The sequence below is a fragment of the Streptomyces sp. NBC_00876 genome, from assembly GCF_045207435.1.
Lineage (GTDB): Bacteria > Actinomycetota > Actinomycetes > Streptomycetales > Streptomycetaceae > Streptomyces.
In genome coordinates this window covers 2,136,241-2,152,420 of sequence record NZ_CP108800.1, presented here as the reverse complement: position 1 = coordinate 2,152,420, position 16,180 = coordinate 2,136,241, and the positions used below count along the sequence as shown (strand labels likewise).

At 71.3% G+C, this 16,180-nt stretch carries 17 protein-coding genes and 1 riboswitch; of the genes, 8 read left to right on the top strand and 9 right to left on the bottom strand.

Translation table 11 applies throughout. The features are described from left to right. Positions 1-33: 33 nt before the first annotated feature. Positions 34-1,380 carry a class II 3-deoxy-7-phosphoheptulonate synthase gene (locus OG782_RS09450; RefSeq protein WP_406449242.1) on the top strand — a complete coding sequence of 449 codons (1,347 nt, stop codon included), beginning with the start codon at positions 34-36 and terminating at the stop codon, positions 1,378-1,380. Between the two features lie 170 nt (positions 1,381-1,550). Next, the gene (locus tag OG782_RS09445) at positions 1,551-1,859 is read left to right on the top strand and encodes a bacterioferritin-associated ferredoxin (protein WP_406449240.1); all 309 of its coding nucleotides are present in this window, start codon (positions 1,551-1,553) and stop codon (positions 1,857-1,859) included. 31 nt (positions 1,860-1,890) lie between these two features. Here the strand turns inward: OG782_RS09445 and bfr are convergent, their stop codons facing one another. Further along, positions 1,891-2,370, bottom strand: a complete 480-nt coding sequence (gene bfr / locus OG782_RS09440) for a bacterioferritin (protein WP_073735557.1) — start codon at positions 2,368-2,370, stop codon at positions 1,891-1,893. Between the two features lie 154 nt (positions 2,371-2,524). On the opposite strand from bfr, the gene OG782_RS09435 reads away from it, so the two are divergent. Further along, positions 2,525-3,157 carry a sulfite oxidase-like oxidoreductase gene (locus tag OG782_RS09435; RefSeq protein ID WP_406449238.1) on the top strand — a complete coding sequence of 211 codons (633 nt, stop codon included), beginning with the start codon at positions 2,525-2,527 and terminating at the stop codon, positions 3,155-3,157. 24 nt (positions 3,158-3,181) lie between these two features. Here OG782_RS09435 and OG782_RS09430 read toward each other — a convergent pair whose 3' ends face one another. From OG782_RS09430 to thiO, 6 genes are all read right to left on the bottom strand, one after another. After that, positions 3,182-3,730, bottom strand: a complete 549-nt coding sequence (locus OG782_RS09430) for a DUF4396 domain-containing protein (protein WP_406449236.1) — start codon at positions 3,728-3,730, stop codon at positions 3,182-3,184. Positions 3,731-3,831: 101 nt separating this feature from the next. Beyond that, positions 3,832-4,689 (bottom strand): deoxyribonuclease IV, encoded by an 858-nt coding sequence (locus OG782_RS09425; protein ID WP_406449234.1) that lies wholly within the window; start codon positions 4,687-4,689, stop codon positions 3,832-3,834. A gap of 6 nt (positions 4,690-4,695) precedes the next feature. Next, a complete protein-coding gene (gene pknB / locus OG782_RS09420) occupies positions 4,696-6,672 on the bottom strand; it encodes a Stk1 family PASTA domain-containing Ser/Thr kinase (RefSeq protein WP_406449232.1) in 1,977 nt (658 codons plus the stop codon). Between the two features lie 113 nt (positions 6,673-6,785). Continuing rightward, positions 6,786-7,580, bottom strand: coding sequence for a thiazole synthase (locus OG782_RS09415; RefSeq protein WP_406449230.1), 795 nt, complete (start codon positions 7,578-7,580; stop codon positions 6,786-6,788). A 1-nt stretch (position 7,581) separates the two neighbouring features. Continuing rightward, complete coding sequence (gene thiS / locus OG782_RS09410; RefSeq protein WP_406449228.1) at positions 7,582-7,800, bottom strand: sulfur carrier protein ThiS; 219 nt, start codon at positions 7,798-7,800, stop codon at positions 7,582-7,584. Beyond that, the gene (thiO, locus tag OG782_RS09405) at positions 7,797-8,975 is read right to left on the bottom strand and encodes a glycine oxidase ThiO (RefSeq protein WP_406449226.1); all 1,179 of its coding nucleotides are present in this window, start codon (positions 8,973-8,975) and stop codon (positions 7,797-7,799) included. The genes thiS and thiO overlap by 4 nt, the downstream gene beginning before the upstream one ends. Further along, positions 8,972-9,085, bottom strand: a riboswitch (TPP riboswitch). It overlaps the preceding gene by 4 nt. Positions 9,086-9,213: 128 nt before the next feature. Here thiO and OG782_RS09400 point away from each other — a divergent pair. From OG782_RS09400 to OG782_RS09380, 5 genes are all read left to right on the top strand, one after another. Continuing rightward, a complete protein-coding gene (locus OG782_RS09400; protein ID WP_406449224.1) occupies positions 9,214-10,458 on the top strand; it encodes an NAD(P)/FAD-dependent oxidoreductase in 1,245 nt (414 codons plus the stop codon). Between the two features lie 97 nt (positions 10,459-10,555). Then, positions 10,556-10,921, top strand: a complete 366-nt coding sequence (locus OG782_RS09395; protein WP_406449222.1) for an Rv2175c family DNA-binding protein — start codon at positions 10,556-10,558, stop codon at positions 10,919-10,921. A 98-nt stretch (positions 10,922-11,019) separates the two neighbouring features. Further along, on the top strand, positions 11,020-11,673 hold the full coding sequence (gene thiE / locus OG782_RS09390) for a thiamine phosphate synthase (protein ID WP_406449220.1): 654 nt from the start codon (positions 11,020-11,022) through the stop codon (positions 11,671-11,673). Positions 11,674-11,824: 151 nt separating this feature from the next. Further along, positions 11,825-12,742, top strand: coding sequence for a methylenetetrahydrofolate reductase [NAD(P)H] (metF, locus tag OG782_RS09385; protein ID WP_406449218.1), 918 nt, complete (start codon positions 11,825-11,827; stop codon positions 12,740-12,742). A gap of 50 nt (positions 12,743-12,792) precedes the next feature. Further along, a complete protein-coding gene (locus OG782_RS09380) occupies positions 12,793-13,737 on the top strand; it encodes a hypothetical protein (protein WP_406449216.1) in 945 nt (314 codons plus the stop codon). A 57-nt stretch (positions 13,738-13,794) separates the two neighbouring features. On the opposite strand, the gene OG782_RS09375 is transcribed toward OG782_RS09380, so the two are convergent. Together OG782_RS09375 and OG782_RS09370 are read right to left on the bottom strand one after the other, a co-directional pair. Further along, on the bottom strand, positions 13,795-15,309 hold the full coding sequence (locus OG782_RS09375; protein ID WP_406449214.1) for a phytoene desaturase family protein: 1,515 nt from the start codon (positions 15,307-15,309) through the stop codon (positions 13,795-13,797). Positions 15,310-15,340: 31 nt separating this feature from the next. Continuing rightward, positions 15,341-15,958, bottom strand: a complete 618-nt coding sequence (locus OG782_RS09370; RefSeq protein WP_406449212.1) for a DUF4126 domain-containing protein — start codon at positions 15,956-15,958, stop codon at positions 15,341-15,343. Between the last annotated feature and the right edge of the window lie 222 nt (positions 15,959-16,180).

Below are 16,180 nucleotides of genomic sequence, written 5' to 3'. Positions count from 1 at the left end.
GGGACGCGACCCCGTAATGTGGAGCCCGTGACCGTGAACGCCAATACCTCCGTCGCCGGTGGCAACACCTGGCGAGACCTTCCCGCGGCGCAGCAGCCCGAGTACCCCGACTCCGAGGCGCTGCGCGATGTACTCGCGGACCTCGCGTCGTATCCGCCGCTCGTCTTCGCCGGCGAGTGCGACCAGCTGCGCGCCCGCCTGGGAGCCGTCGCCAAGGGCGAGGCGTTCCTGCTGCAGGGCGGTGACTGCGCCGAGGCCTTCGACGCCGTGTCGGCCGAGCACATCCGCGCCAAGCTGAAGACCCTCCTCCAGATGAGCGCCGTCCTCACCTACGCGGCCTCCGTGCCCGTCGTCAAGGTGGGCCGGATCGCCGGTCAGTACTCCAAGCCGCGCTCCAAGCCGACCGAGACCCGCGACGGCGTGACGCTGCCGACCTACCGCGGCGACTCCGTCAACGGCTTCGCCTTCACCGAGGCCGAACGCATCCCGGACCCGGACCGGCTGAAGCGGATGTACCACGCATCCGCCTCCACGCTGAACCTCGTCCGCGCCTTCACCACCGGCGGTTACGCCGATCTGCGCCAGGTGCACGCCTGGAACCAGGACTTCGTGAAGTCGTCCCCGTCCGGCCAGCGCTACGAGGCCCTGGCCCGCGAGATCGACAACGCGCTGAACTTCATGAAGGCGTGCGGCACGGACCCGGCGGAGTTCAAGGCCGTCGAGTTCTACTCCTCGCACGAGGCTCTGCTGCTGGACTACGAGTCGGCGCTGACCCGCACCGACTCGCGCACCGGCGAGCTCTACGACACCTCGGGCCACATGGTGTGGATCGGTGAGCGCACCCGCCAGATGGACGGCGCGCACATCGAGTTCGCCTCGAGGATCCGCAACCCCATCGGCATCAAGCTCGGCCCGACGACCACCGTCGACGAGGCCCTCGGCTACATCGAGCGCCTCGACCCCGAGCGCGAGCCCGGCCGGCTGACCTTCGTCGTCCGGATGGGCGCCGACAAGGTCCGCGACAAGCTCCCCGAGCTGGTCGAGAAGGTCACCGCCTCCGGTGCCACCGTGGCCTGGGTGACCGACCCGATGCACGGCAACACCTTCGAGGCCGCGTCCGGCCACAAGACCCGCCGCTTCGACGACGTCCTGGACGAGGTCAAGGGCTTCTTCGAGGTGCACAAGGGCCTCGGCACGCACCCGGGCGGTATCCACGTCGAGCTCACCGGTGACGACGTCACCGAGTGCGTCGGCGGCGGCCACGAGATCTTCGTGGACGATCTCCACCAGCGGTACGAGACGGCCTGCGACCCCCGGCTCAACCGCAGCCAGTCGCTGGACCTCGCGTTCCTGGTCGCCGAGATGTACCGGGACCAGTAGGCGTCACCGCAGGTAGCGCACGTACGACTGTGGGGCACGGATCGATGTGATCCGTGCCCCACAGGGCGTTCGGGGGCTTTTGCGGACCCTGAGCGACGGGTAAGGTTAGGTTAGCCTCACCGATTATCGGGGCGGCGCCCACGATCCATCCCGTCGGGAGGTGAAACCGCATGTACGTCTGCTCGTGCTTCGGCGTTACGGAGCAGCAGGTCAAGAAACATGCGGAAGCCGGCGCCTGCACGCCCCGCCAGATAGCCTCCGCCTGCAAGGCGGGGACCGACTGCGGTGGCTGCGTCCGCACCATCCAGGCGCTGCTGGGCCGCGGTGCGTGCCCGCGCCGTGAACTGCTCGACCAGAAGCAGACGCCCGGCACCGCCGACCGTCTCGCGGCCGGCGCCGCTCCCGATGCCGATCCCGGCATCGCCCCCGGCACCGGCCCCGCCCTTGTGCCGGCGGCCGTGCTTCCCGACGCCGCCTGAGCGTGGCCCGGCATCGGCGAGGACGCGCCGGTCAGCTCTCCGGCTGCTCGATCAGCTGCGCGATGTAGAGCGGCTCGCCGAGCTTCTCGACCAGTTCCAGCTGGGTGTCGAGATAGTCGATGTGGTGTTCCTCGTCCGCCAGGATCGACTCAAAGATATTTGCGGAAGTGATGTCGCCCTTGGCGCGCATCAGCTCGATGCCGCGCTTGAGGCGGTCGATCGCCTCCACCTCGACCTGGCGGTCCGCCTGGAACATCTCGGTGACCGTCTGGCCCACGCGTACGTGGAAGAGCCGCTGATAGTTCGGCAGTCCATCGAGGAAGAGGATCCGGTCGGTGAGGATCTCGGCATGCTTCATCTCGTCGAAGGACTCGGACCGCGTGTACTTCGCGAGCTTCGTCCAGCCGAAATTGTCCTGCATCTTTGCATGCAGGAAATACTGGTTGATGGCCGTCAATTCGGCGGTCAGCTGTTCGTTCAGGAACTCGAGGACCTCGGGGTCGCCCTGCATCGCAGAGGCTCCTTCCAACCGGTGAACTGGGCAAGTTGGCCGCATCCTCGCATCGCACCCGGTGGGCGTCCAGTAAGTGCACGCTTAGTACGAGTTGCCCGAATCGCGTCTTCCCTGGTCATGACCACCCCTGCCTGTCTGTCACCATGGAGTCATGGGTCAGCCGGAAAGCCGGGAACACCGCGCATCAGAGCAGTCCGAGCTTCCGCCGGGGCAGCGACTGCAGCGTGGATGGCCGGTTACCCACTACGGGCCGGTGCCCAAGTTCAAGCCCGACCGCTGGGAGTTCCGGGTCTTCGGGGCCACCGCCGACGGCGAGAAGCGCTGCTGGAACCATGAGGAGTTCTCGGCGCTGCCGTTCTCCTCGGTCGTCGCCGATCTGCACTGTGTGACCAAGTTCAGCATGCTCGGCGCCGAGTGGGGCGGAGTGCTCGCCCGTGACGTCGTGGCGCTGGCGCCGCCCTCGCCCCAGGTCACCCATGTGATGGTCTGGGCCGAGTACGGATTCAGCTCCAACCTCCGGCTCGAGGACTTCGCCTCCGACCGGACCCTGTTCGCGACCCACAAGGGCGGCGAGCTGCTCACCGCGGAGCACGGCTTCCCGCTCCGGCTCCTCGTGCCGCACCTGTACGCCTGGAAGGGCCCCAAGTGGGTCCGCGGCATCGAGTACATGACCGCCGACCGCCGGGGCTTCTGGGAGGAGCGCGGCTACCACAACATCGGCGATCCGTGGAAGGAACAGCGCTACTCCTACCAGGAAGAGCCCGGGGACGGCCCCGAGCTCTGATCCCGCTGTTCCTCCCGTGCCGCCTCAGTGGTGGTACTGGTGCACCACCGCGTGCCCCTTGCCGCGGCCGATCATCCACTTGTTCACCGGTGTGGTGACGACGAACGCGACGGCGAGCGAGATCGCGAGCGCGCCCCAGAACAGGGTGTCCGAGAGCATCGCGTCCATGGCGCCCGGCCACAGGACGATCACTCCGTTGTCGATCAGTTCCATCACCGCGATGGAGAGTGTGTCGGCCGCCAGAGCGACCCGGAACGCCGTCCTGAAATCGACCCCCGCCTTCAGGATCGACCGCAGTGTCAGCGTGTAGCCGAAGAAGAACGCCAGGACGATCGCGAGCACCATCGTCGGCATGTTGCCCCAGCCGAGTGCCGTGCCGATCACCATGCCGAGGATCTCGCCGATGGCGCATCCGGTCAGGCAGTGGAGGGTCGCCCGCGCCGCCATCGCCCATCCGACGCCGCCCTCGCTGTGGTCGGCGTGGCCGATGTGGTGGGCATGGCCGGCATGTCCCTCGTGCACGCTGTGGTCGGAGTGACCGGCGTGCTGCGCGTGCTCCGTGTGGTCCTGCATGGTGATCCCCCGATGCTGAGGAGCGGTTCCTGCCGACAGCAAGAACCATATACCCCCCAGGGGTATTCCTCGATGGGTGTCCGCCGCTGCGGGCCGCCCGCTCAGCCCCGCCCGCGCAGCTCCTTGAGCCGGGCCACATCGGCCGCGTGGCCCTCTGTGCCGCCGGGTGTCTCGATCACCAGAGGCACGCCCTCGGTGGCCGGGTGGGAGAACAGCTCCCGGAACGGCTCCTCGCCGATGTGGCCCGCGCCGATGTTCTCGTGCCGGTCCTTGTGGGCTCCGGCCACGTCCTTGGAGTCATTGGCGTGGATCAGTTTCAGCCGGCCCTCGCCGACCGTCTCCACCAGCAGGTCGAGCGTCTCCTTCATGCCCGCCGGACGTGCCAGATCGTGCCCCGCGGCGAAGATGTGGCAGGTGTCGAGGCAGATGCCGAGCTTCGGATGGGCGTCCAGCGCGTCGAAGTACGGGCCGAAGTCCCAGGTCCGTGAGCAGAGCGAGAAGCCCTGGCCGGCGGTCGACTCCAGCAGCAGGAACGGGTCGTCGTCGTGTGTCAGCTCGTCGAGCAGCGGCCGCATATGGGTGCGTACCTGCGCCAGCGCCTCCTCGCGGGGGCGCCCGTTGGTCGCGGAGCCGGTGTGCACCACGACGCCCAGCGCGCCGATCTCGCGGGCGCGGCGCAGCGAATGGCGCAGCGATTCCACGGACTTCTCCACGGTCGCCGGCGTGTGTGAGCCGAAGTTGATCAGATACGGGGCGTGGACGTACGCCGGTATGGACTCGGCGGCGCACTCGGCGCGGAACAGCTCGTCCTGCGCCGGATTCCCGGCCGGGGTCGCCCAGCCGCGCGGATTGGCGACGAAGACCTGGACGGCCTCCGCGCCCATCTCGCGGGCGTAGGGGAGGCCGGCCCTGGCGAGGCCGCCGGCCACCGGAACGTGACCGCCGACAGGGTTGCGCATACGGATCTAGAGCCCCTTGGTCTTGATGGTGATGGTGCCGCCCTCGGGGGCCCGCTCGCCGCCCTCGACGGACTGGCTCGCGACGGTGTTGCTGAAGGAGAGGAACGGACGGTCGACCTCGACCTCGAAGCCCGCTTCCTCGAGCACGCTCCGGGCCTCGCTGACGTCCTTCCCGGTGACGTCCGGTACGTCGATCATCCGGGGCCCCTTGGAGACCGTCAGCTTGATGGAGTCGCCCTCGGCGGCCTCGGTGCCCTCGGCCGGCGACTGACGGGCGATGTCGCCCGCCTCCTCGGGGGAGTTCACCCGGCCGGACAGCACCTCGGCCTTCAGCCCCTGCTCGTCCAGTGCGGCGGTGGCGTCCTCGACGGAGAGCCCCGTGACGTCGGGGACGTCGACCGGGCTGCCCTTGGAGACCACGATCGCGACCGCGGAGTCCGGGTGGCGCTCGGCGCCCGCCTCGGGATCCGTACGCAGCACCTCGCCCGCCGCCACGTCCTCGCTGAACTCCTTGGTGACCATGCCGGGCACCAGGCCCGACCTCTTCAGCTCCCGCCTGGCTTCGGCCAGCCCGGTGCCCTGCACATCGGGCACCTCCACGATCTCGGGCCCGCGCGAGACGACCAGCGAAACCGAGCCGTTGCCCCGGATCCGGGCGCCCGACTTCGGGTCGCTGCTCAGCACCTTGCCGCGGTCGACGGTGTCGCTGTAGGCCCGCTTCACGCCCTTCAGCTCCAGGCCGGCGTCCGAGAGCCGCTCCTTGGCGGCCTTCTCGCTCTGGCCGAGCAGTGACGGCACATGGGTGAACTGTCCGGAGTTGATGTACCAGACGCCACCGCCGGCCACGAGCACCAGCAGTACCGCGAGGACGGCCACGAGGATCCCGCGCCGCGGTCCGCGACGCCCGCCGCTGTGGAAGGGCAGGGGCTGCTGCGGCGGCGTGGGCCTCTCCAGCCGGTTGGTGTGGTGGGCGGTTCCCTGGTCGCGCGGCAGCAGCCGGTCGGTGCGGTGGGCGTCGTCCTGGTCGCGCGGCAGCGGCCGGGGGATCACGGTCGTGTGGTCGTCGGCCTCGTCCTCCTCCTCCGCCCCGGGGGTCTCGTCGGCGATGGCCTGCGGCGGTACGGCGTCCAGCTGGGCGTCCGTGAGGCCGGAGCGGGCCCGGCGGGTCTCGGCGAGCAGCGCCACCGCGTCGAACGGACGGACCTCGGGGTTACGGGCGGTGGCGCTCGCGACCAGGTCGTCGAGCTCGACCGCGAGCCCCGGGACGACGGCCGAGGGGGCCGGGACGTCCTCGTTGAGGTGCTGGTAGATGACCTGGGCGGGGGAGTCCCCGTCGCGCGGCTTGGCGCCCGTGAGCATCTCGTACAGCACGACACCGCAGGCGTACACGTCCGCGCGGGTGTCCGCCGTCCCGTGCTCGATCTGCTCGGGCGCGAGATACGAGACGGTGCCCAGGATGGTCCCCGTGGTGTTCGTGACCGATCCCACAGCCCGGACCAGGCCGAAGTCGGCGACCTTGACCCGCCCGTCGTCGCCGATCAGCACGTTCTCCGGCTTCATGTCGCGATGCACGAAACCCGCCCGGTGCGCGGCGCCGAGCGCGGCGAGCACCGGCTCCAGGATGTCCAGCGCGGCCCGTGGCTGCAGTGCGCCGCGCTCGCTCAGCACGTCGCGCAGCGTGCACCCCGCGACGTACTCCATCGCCAGGTAGACGTACTGCCCCTGGGCTCCCTGGTCGAAGACGGCGACCACATTGGGGTGCGCGAGCAGCGCCACCGACTTGGCCTCACGGATGAAGCGCTCGACGAACGTGGCGTCGGTCGCGAGCGCCGGGTGCATCACCTTGAGGGCGAGCACCCGGTCGAGCCGGGTGTCCATGGCCCGGTAGACCGTGGCCATGCCGCCCACGGCGATGCGGGCATCGACGCGGTAGCGGCCGTCGAGCAGCTGCCCGACGAGAGGGTCCTGGAGGGTCGTATCCACCATGCGAGTCTACGAGCCGCCACGGACACCGCCGACGCTCCGGGCGAACCCGGGGCCGTACTGCAGCCGAGCCGTGACAGGGACATGCGATCCGCTGCCGCGGTGCTCCGGGCTCAGAAGGCCGGGCGCTCCGGATCCAGTGCCGCCCGCCCCGTCACCGGCGAGGACGCCTCGGCGAAGTGGCGGCGGGGGATCCGGCCCGCGCGGTGAGCGAGCCGCCCGCCCCGGACCGCATGGCGCATCGCGGCGGCCATCAGTTCGGGCTCCTGCGCCCGCGTCACCGCCGATGCCAGCATCACCGCGGCGCACCCCAGCTCCATGGCGAGCGACGCGTCCGACGCCGTCCCGGCGCCCGCGTCCAGGATCACCGGGACCCGCGCCTGCTCGACGATCAGCTGGAAGTTGTGCGGATTGCGGATGCCCAGACCCGAGCCGATGGGCGAGCCGAGCGGCATGATCGCCGCACACCCCACGTCCTCCAGCTTCCGGGCCAGCACAGGGTCGTCGTTGGTGTACGGCAGGACCGTGAAGCCGTCGTCCACCAGCGTCTCCGCGGCGTCCAGCAGCTCGACCGGGTCGGGCAGCAGGGTGCGCTCGTCGGCCACGACCTCCAGCTTGACCCAGTCCGTACCGAGCGCCTCGCGCGCAAGGCGGGCCGTGAGCACGGCCTCGCCCGCCGTGAAGCAGCCCGCGGTGTTCGGCAGGACGCGGATGGACAGGCGCTCCAGCACGGAGAGCACGGAGCCCTGCACGGTCGGGTCGAGGCGCCGCATCGCGACCGTGGTCAGCTCGGTGCCGGAGGCGGTCAGGGAGCGTTCCAGCACCTCCAGGCTGGGTGCCCCGCCCGTCCCCATGATCAGCCGGGAGCCGAAGGAGGTGTCCCCGAGGGTGAAGACGTCGTCGGACACGTCAGCCTCCCTGGACCGCGGTCAGGACCTCGACCCGGTCGCCGTCGGTGAGTGCGGCGGCGGACCATTGGCCGCGCGGCACCACGGTCTCGTTCAGGGCGGCGGCGACACCCGACGGCGCCCCGGTCAGCGTCGCGACGAGGGCGTCCAGGGTGGTGCCCGCGACGACGGAGACCGCCTCGCCGTTCACGGACACGGAGAGGGCGGGGGGCTCGGTCATGCGGGCTGCTCCTGACGTGCGGGGGCGGCCGGTGAGAACCGGCCGGGGGAGAAGGGGCGGGCCACCTCGGGCAGCTCGCCGTCGGCCAGCAACTGCGCCATGGCGTCACCGGTGACGGGAGTGAGCAGCACCCCGTTGCGGTGGTGGCCGGTGGCGAGGTGGAGGCCGGGCAGGGCGGTGCGGCCGAGCAGCGGGGCGTTGTCGGGGGAGGCGGGGCGCAGACCGGCGCGGGTCTCGGTGAGCGGCAGCTCGGTGATACCGGGCACCAGCTCGTGCGCGTCGCGCAGCAGCTCGTACACACCGCCCGCCGTGACGGTGGTGTCCCAGCCCATCTCCTCGCTGGTGGCGCCGATGACCAGCTCGCCGTTCTCGCGCGGTACGAGATAGACATGGCTGCCCCGGACCACCGCGCGCACGGTGCGGGAGAGGAAGGGGGCGTACGCGGTGGGTACGGTCAGCCGCAGCACCTGGCCCTTGACCGGTCGGACGGGCGGCAGGACGTGGTCCGGCACCCCGGCGAGCCGCCCGCTGAGGCTGCCGGCGGCGAGCACGACCTGATCGGCGGTCACCTCCCTGCCGTCGTCCAGCACGGCGCCGGTGGCCCGGTCGCGCACCACGGAGAGCCGCTCGGCCCGGTGGCGGTGGAAGACGACCCCGGCCCGCTCGCACGCGGTCAGCAGCGCGGCGGCCAGCCGGCGCGGGTCGACCTGGTGGTCGCCGTCGACCCGGAGTCCACCGCGTACGCCCGGCGCGAGCATCGGCTCCAGCCGGCGGCACTCACGGCCGGTGAGCCATTCCGACTCCAGCCCGGAACGCCGCTGCAGTTCGTGCAGTTCCCGCAGATGGGCCCGGTCGTCGGCATCCAGCGCGACGGCCAGGGTGCCGCAGGCGCGATAACCGATGTCCTGTCCGCTCGCGGCCTCCAGCTCGGCCGTGAACGACGGATAGCGCTCGGCGGAGGCGACGTTGAGACCCAGCAGCGTCTCTTCGCCGTAGTGGAGCTCGGTGACGGCGGCCAGCATTCCGGCCGCGACCTGGGCGGCTCCGCCGCCCGGTCCGGGATCGGCGACCGCGGTGGACAGGCCGCGCCGAGCCGCCCGCCAGGCGGTCACGAGGCCGATGACGCCGCCCCCGATGACGAGGACGTCCGACCCGTTCGTGCGGTGGATGCGCATGGGCGTCCAGCCCCTCCCTTCGCCGGCATGACCCGGATCAGGTTCGTACGGTCGGAGGCCGTCCAGCCTCCCTCTCAGCCCGGTACGTCCGGGCTCCCGCGAGTTTCTTACGGGGGCCACCCTAGACCCCGCCCGCCGGACCGGGGGAGGGAGCCGTCGCCGCGGCCGGGGGGCGGCGGCGGGAGCGCGGTGGGCCGGCCCTCTTCCTGACGGTTCGTCAGATGATTAAGGTGTACGGGTGAGCGAGCAGCAGCGGACAGAGCAGCCGGGGCGCCGGGTCGTCGTCGTGGGCGCGGGCATGGCGGGGGTGCAGACCGCGGTGGCCCTGCGGGAGCAGGGCTTCACCGGCACCGTCACGCTGATCGGCGCCGAACCCCATCAGCCCTACGACCGCCCCCCGCTGTCCAAGGCGGTGCTCCTCGGCAAGGCCGAGGAGTCGGCCTTCGACATCGACTTCGAGGCCCTGGACATCACACTTCGACTGGGCTGCGAAGTCACCGGCGTGCGCGCCGGGGCGCACGAACTGGACACGTCGGCGGGCCCCGTTCCCTACGACGTCCTGGTCATCGCCACCGGCGCCGAACCCGTCGTGCTGCCCGGCTCCGAGGGCGTGCCCGGCGTCCATCTGCTGCGCACCCTGGACGACGCGGCCCGGCTGCGGCCCGTCATCGAGGCACGGCACGCCGTCGTGGTGATCGGCGCGGGCTGGATCGGCGCCGAGTTCGCCACCGCGGCCCGTGAGGCGGGGTGCGCGGTCACCGTCGTCGAGGCGGCCGAACGGCCCCTCGCCGGAGCCCTGCCCGCAGAGGTCGCGGCCCCGATGGCCGCCTGGTACGCGCAGAGCGGCGCCGAACTCCTCACCGGAGCCCGGGTGGACCGCGTCGAGCCCGGCGCGGTGGTCCTGGCGGACGGCCGCACGCTCGCGGCCGACGCGGTCGTCGTCGGCATCGGGGCGCGGCCCGCCACCGGCTGGCTGGCCGGATCGGGCGTCGCGCTCGGGTCCGACGGGTCGGTCACCGCAGACGAGGCGCTGCGCACCTCGCTGCCCGATGTGTACGCCGTCGGCGACTGCGCCTCGTTCCCCTCCGCGCGCTACGGGACACGCCTGCTCATCCATCACTGGGACAACGCACTCCAGGGACCGCGCACCGCCGCCGCCCATATCGCGGGGGCGGCCGGCCCGGACGGTGCGGAGCCGCCGGCCTACGACCCCGTGCCCTACTTCTGGTCCGAGCAGTTCGGCCGGTTCGTGCAGTACGCGGGGCATCACGGCGGTGCGGACACCCTGCTGTGGCGCGGCGACCCGGACTCTCCCGCCTGGTCGGTGTGCTGGCTGCGGGGTGACGTCCTGGTCGCGGTCCTCGCCGTGGGCCGGCCGCGCGACCTGGCGCAGGGGCGCAAGCTCATCGAGTCGGGGGCGCGGATCGATCCGGAGCGGGCCGGCGACCCGTCCGTAGCGCTGAAGTCGGCGACCCGGCCGTAGCGGAATCCGGGACCGGGGCCTCTTCGGCGCGGCCCGCGAGACCCTGAAGGGCGGAGTCCGGGTATCGGCTGTCGGTCCGGGATGGCAGGCTTGTCCCGTGACCGAGATTGACGCAAAGATCGATGCTCTCGTCCCTTCCTGGCTCCACCTGCCTGACATCGCCGAATTGTTCGATGTCGAGGTGACGCGTGTGCGGCAGCTGGTCAAGGAGGGCCAGCTCATCGCCGTACGCCGTGGTGAGAACCGGGCACTCCAGGTGCCTGCTGCCTTCATCGACGGCAACAAGGTGGTCAAGGGTCTTTCGGGGACCCTGACACTCCTGAGGGACGACGGCTACTCCGACGCGGAGATGCTGGAATGGCTCTTCACTCCCGACCCGACCCTGCCGGGCACGCCCGCGCAGGCGCTGAGTGAGAATCGCGGCACGGAGGTGAAGCGCCGCGCCCAGGCGCTCGCCGTCTGACCGACAGCCTTACGGAGGACGCGGGCCGTGCACGACGCGGCCCGCGTCCACCGCCGCTCGACCGAACCGCTCATCGTATTCCCCGGGGGAACCTCATCATGTCCACGCCTCGCGAGCTGCTGTCCGACGCCCGGCTCTATCTGTGCACGGACGCCCGCAGGCGCCAGGGCGATCTGCCCGAGTTCCTCGACGCGGTGCTCGCCGCCGGCGTGGACATCGTCCAGCTGCGCGACAAGGGCATGGAGGCCGCCGAGGAGCTCGAGCACCTCGCGGTCCTCGCCGACGCCTGCAAGCGCCACGGCAAGCTCCTCGCGGTCAACGACCGGGCCGACGTCGCCCATGCCATCGCATCCGATGTGCTGCACCTGGGCCAGGGCGACCTGCCGGTCCCGGCGGCCCGCGCGGTCATCGGGCCCGACGTGGTCGTCGGCCGTTCCACACACGCAAGGTCCGAGGTCGACGCGGCCGTCGCCGAGCCCGGCGTGGACTACTTCTGCACCGGCCCCTGCTGGCCCACCCCGACCAAGCCCGGCCGGTACGCCCCCGGTCTGGACCTCGTCCGGTACGCCGCCTCGCTGGCCCCCGCGCGCCCGTGGTTCGCCATCGGCGGGATCGACGCCGGCAACCTCGACGAGGTACTGGACGCCGGAGCGCGCCGGGTCGTCGTCGTGCGCGCGGTCACCGAGGCGGCCGATCCGGGTGGAGCCGCCGCCGAGCTGGCACGAAGGATCCGGGAGCGCGCCGGCGCGTGACGCTGAGGGCCCGCAGTCCCCGGCGGCCCCGGCGCCCGGGACTGGCGTGTTTGGGACAGGAGTGTCCGAAGCGTGGACAAAGTAACGGTCAATTCGGGCAAATCGCACCGGTTCGGTTGGGTGGCCGCCCTGCCCTGGTTAACCTGCCGGTATGGCCCTTGGCACACCCTCCACCAGGACAGATCACGCGCGCACCGTGCGTGAGATGCTCGCGACCGGCAAGACCTCGTACTCGTTCGAGTTCTGGGCGCCCAAGACCGAAAAGGGCGAGCGGAACCTCTGGAACGCGCTGCGCAGGGTCGAGGCGGTCCGGCCGAGCTTCGTCTCCGTGACCTACGGAGCCGGTGGTTCCACCCGGGCCGGGACGGTGAAGGCGACCCAGGACATCGCCGCCGAATCCACCCTCACCCCGGTCGCCCACCTGACGGCGGTCAACCACTCCGTCGCCGAGCTGCGCAATATGGTCGGCCAGTACGCGGACGCCGGAATCCGGAACATCCTCGCCGTGCGCGGAGACCCGCCGGGCGACCCGATGGGCCCCTGGGTCGAGCACCCCCAGGGCGTGCGGTACGCGGCGGACCTGGTCCGGCTGATCAAGGAATCCGGCGATTTCTGCGTGGGCGTCGCGGCATTTCCCGAGCGGCATCCGCGCTCGTCCGACTGGGACACCGACATCCGGCATTTCGTGGACAAGTGCCGTGCCGGTGCGGACTATGCGATCACGCAGATGTTCTTCGCCCCCGAGGATTATCTGCGTATGCGTGACCGGGTGGTCGCTGCGGGTTGTGAAACCCCGATCATCCCCGAGGTGATGCCCCTGACGAGCGTCCGGCAATTGGAGAGATTCGCCCAGCTCAGCAACGCGACGGTGCCCGCTTCCCTGAAAGAACGCATCCTCGCCGCCAAGGACGATCCCGCCGCTGTACGCTCCATTGGCATCGACTTCGCAACGCAGTTCTGCGCGAAGCTGCTTTCCGAAGGTGTGCCCGGACTGCACTTCATCACGTTGAACAACTCGACGGCGACGCTCGAAATCTACGAGAATCTCGGACTGCACAAGCAGTCGTGACCGGCCGTACCCGCCACGATCCGGGGCGGTGGCCGTAGAAGGGGGCGGGCATGGGCTGGACGGTCCTCTACATCGCGTTCGGCATCGTTGCGCTGTGGCTGCTCGGTGAGGTGCTGCTGCAGTACAAGGCACGCCTGCGCTGGCGCCTGCTCGCCTTCACCGGTTTCGTCGGTGTGGTCATCGGTGTCCTGATGCCGTCCGTGTTCGTCATCGCCATAGGCGCGGTCGCCTTCGCGACCGGTCAGACGTACGTGACGCTTTCGTTCCGGCGCGGCTTCTCGACCGGCTGGGCCATAGGGGGGAGCCCCGGCGAGAGCCGGCGCCGCCGTGGCGGTGGCGACCGTGAGCCCCAACTCCAGGTCTCGGACGTGGAGATGGAGTACGACCGCGAGGCGCCCCAGCAGCCGGACGCCGTCCCGCGCCCCGGGCCGGCCGCCGTCTACGAGCCGGAGCCGATGCCCGACGACACAGGTCAGTACGGCATCTACACCGACCCCCGGCCGCAGCAGGAGCAGCACCAGGCGCCCCAGCAGCCCCAGGGCCAGCCGCAGTACGCCGCGTACGACCCCTACTCCGACTACTCCGCGTACCCCGGGCAGAGCCAGGACACCTATTCGGGCCAGGACACGTACTCGGGCCAGGACACGTACTCGGGCCAGGACAACTACGCGGGCGCCGGGCAGTACGACTACGGCACGGGCCAGCAGCAGTACGCCGCGTACTCCGACCCGTACATCGGCACCACCACCGGCACCCCGCAGTACGGCACGTACGACAGCTACGGGAACTACGACAGCCAGGGCGGCGGGCAGCAGTACGCCGACCCGTACGCCCAGCCCCAGCCGTACTCCCACGAGACCCCGCCGGGCGGCGTCTGGGTGCCGCAGCAGCGTGAGGGCGAGCAGTACCCGCCGATGCCGCCGGAGCAGCCCGCCCAGCCGGCCCCGTACCCGAACGGCTACGACCCGGGCTACAACGACCAGTACCGCTACTGACCGGTCCGGCGGCCGCCTTCCGGCCGCACGGGCCATCCGGTCCGGCCGCCGCGGACCTCACTGGGACCCGCGGAACCCGTCACCCTCGACGATGAGCCCCGCGACCAGCGCACCGGACATTCCCGCGTGCGCCGGACCGCCGCCCGGGTGCGACCAGCCGCCCGCCAGCAGCAGCCCCGGCAGCCGGGTGCGGTTGCCCGCGTGGAGACAGCTTCCCCCGGCACCCGCCAGCGCGGGTGCGGGAACAGCGCCGCCCTGCGCACCGGTCTCGGTCTCGGTCTGCGCGGGCGTGCGCACCTCCAGGTGGAGCACCCGCTCCCGCAGGCCCGGCACGGCCGCACCCGCGGCGTCGATCAGGGTGTCCGCGTACCGTGACCGCAGTTCCTCGTCCGTCCAGTCCACCGGGCCGTGCGGGGCGACCGTCGCCATCAGCGTCACGGCCTCGTGGTCCTCGTCGGGACGGGTCGACGGATCGTCCGGCCGCAGCACCGTCACCGTGGGATGCGCGGCGGGCCGGCCACCGAACACCGCCTCGCGCTCCGCCGCCCCGTCGGCCGGGTGCACCACCGTCCGGTGCACGGCATCCGCGGGCCGCGCGCCGCGCAGCGAGAGCAGGACCACGAACCGGCCGCTCGCTCCGCCGCCCGCCCGCGGCTGCACCGTCACATCGCCGTCCTGCCAGAGCTCCTGACCGGGCACCAGGCCCGGGTGCGGCCGGGCGCCCAGCACCACATGGGCGGCCTCCGCGACCGTCCCGTCCGCCAGCTCCACGCCCGCCGCCCGGCCGTCCTTCTCCACGACCCGGGCCACCTCGGCGCCGAAGACGAACTCCACCCTCCGGGCCAGGCACCGCTCGTACACCGCCTGCGCCAGCGCGCGCATACCGCCGACGACGTACCAGCTGCCGAACGTCTCCTCCATGTACGGCAGCAGGGCCGCACTCGCCGGGGCGGTCAGCGGATCCAGACCGTACGACAGCGCGTACCCGTCGAGGAGGGCGGCGAGCCGGGGGTCCGCCAGCTCCCAGGAACCGATCTGCGCCACCGTGGCCGCCTTCAGGGCCGGGCGCAGCAGCCGGCGGCGCACCGGCGCCGGGTAGGGATCGCGGGTCAGCACCTGCCAGTCGGGGCGCAACGGCTCCTCGAGCAGCGGCCTCCTGGACCGGTCCCAGGCATCCCCGGCCCGGTCCAGGAACGCTCCCCAGCTCCCGCCCGCACCACCGCCGAGCGCGGTGTCCAGGGCCGCGACGACCCCGGCCCGTGAGGCGTTCGGCAGGGACACGTCCGTACCGTCGGCGAAGACATGACGGCTCGCTGGATCGACCTGGGTCAGCGTGACGCACCGCTCCAGCGGCTCCTTGCCGGTCTTCACGAACAGGTCCCGGTAGACCGCGGGCAGATGGAGCAGACCGGGACCGGTGTCGAACACGAACCCGTCCCGCTCATGGCGGCCGAGCGATCCGCCATAGGTCTGCGACCGCTCGTACACCGTCACCCGGTGGCCTGCCACGGCCAGCCGTGCCGCCGCCGACATCGCGCCCATGCCGGCGCCGATCACCGCAATACGTGCCATGCCAGCGACCTTAGCGGCCGCCACCGAAGGCTCAGCCGTCAGGCCACTGCGAAGCGGCCCCGGCCAGGCGTTTCTCCTCGCGGCGCTGCGCCCTGCGGCGCAGGAACCGGCGGATCCGGGAGGCCAGGAAAATCAGTATCACCAGGCCGAGCACCAGCAGCGTCCCGGCGATGCCCGCGGCGATCCACGGATGGAATATGGCGAAGGTGACGACTCCGGCGACCCCGAGGTCCTCGGCCGTGCTCACCGCGATGTTGCTGAACGGTTCGGGGGAGGTGTTGACCGCCATCCGGGTGCCCGCCTTCACCAGATGGCTCATCAGCGCGGTGGAACCGCCGATGGCCCCGGCGGCGAGCTGCGGCAGCGAACCACTGTCGCCTGCCAGCAGCGCCGCCACGACAGCCCCGGCGAGCGGCCTGATGACCGTGTGCACCGAGTCCCAGACCGAGTCCACGTAGGGGATCTTGTCCGCCACCACCTCGCAGAGGAAGAGCACACCGGCCACGACGAGCACGTCGGTGCGCTGCAGCGAGGCGGGCACCTCGTCGGTCACGCCGGTCGCACCGAAAATGCCGAGCAGGAGGACCACCGCGTAGGCGTTGATCCCGCTCGCCCAGCCACTTGTGAACACCAGAGGGAGTACGGACACGGACGTGATCGTAACCAGATGGCGTAACGATGCGGCAGGGCCCGGATGCGCAGGTCTGAGTATCCGTACCCAGGAGGTGGGATGAGTAGGTGCGCGGATGGGCTGTGACCTGCGCGGACGGCAGAGTGGGGACCACGCGAGGGGCGCTGGTCCGGACCGCCGGCACGGGGCGGCGGTAGGGGCGGCGCTCCCTTGCGAACGGGGGTGCACGACGGAGGGCGC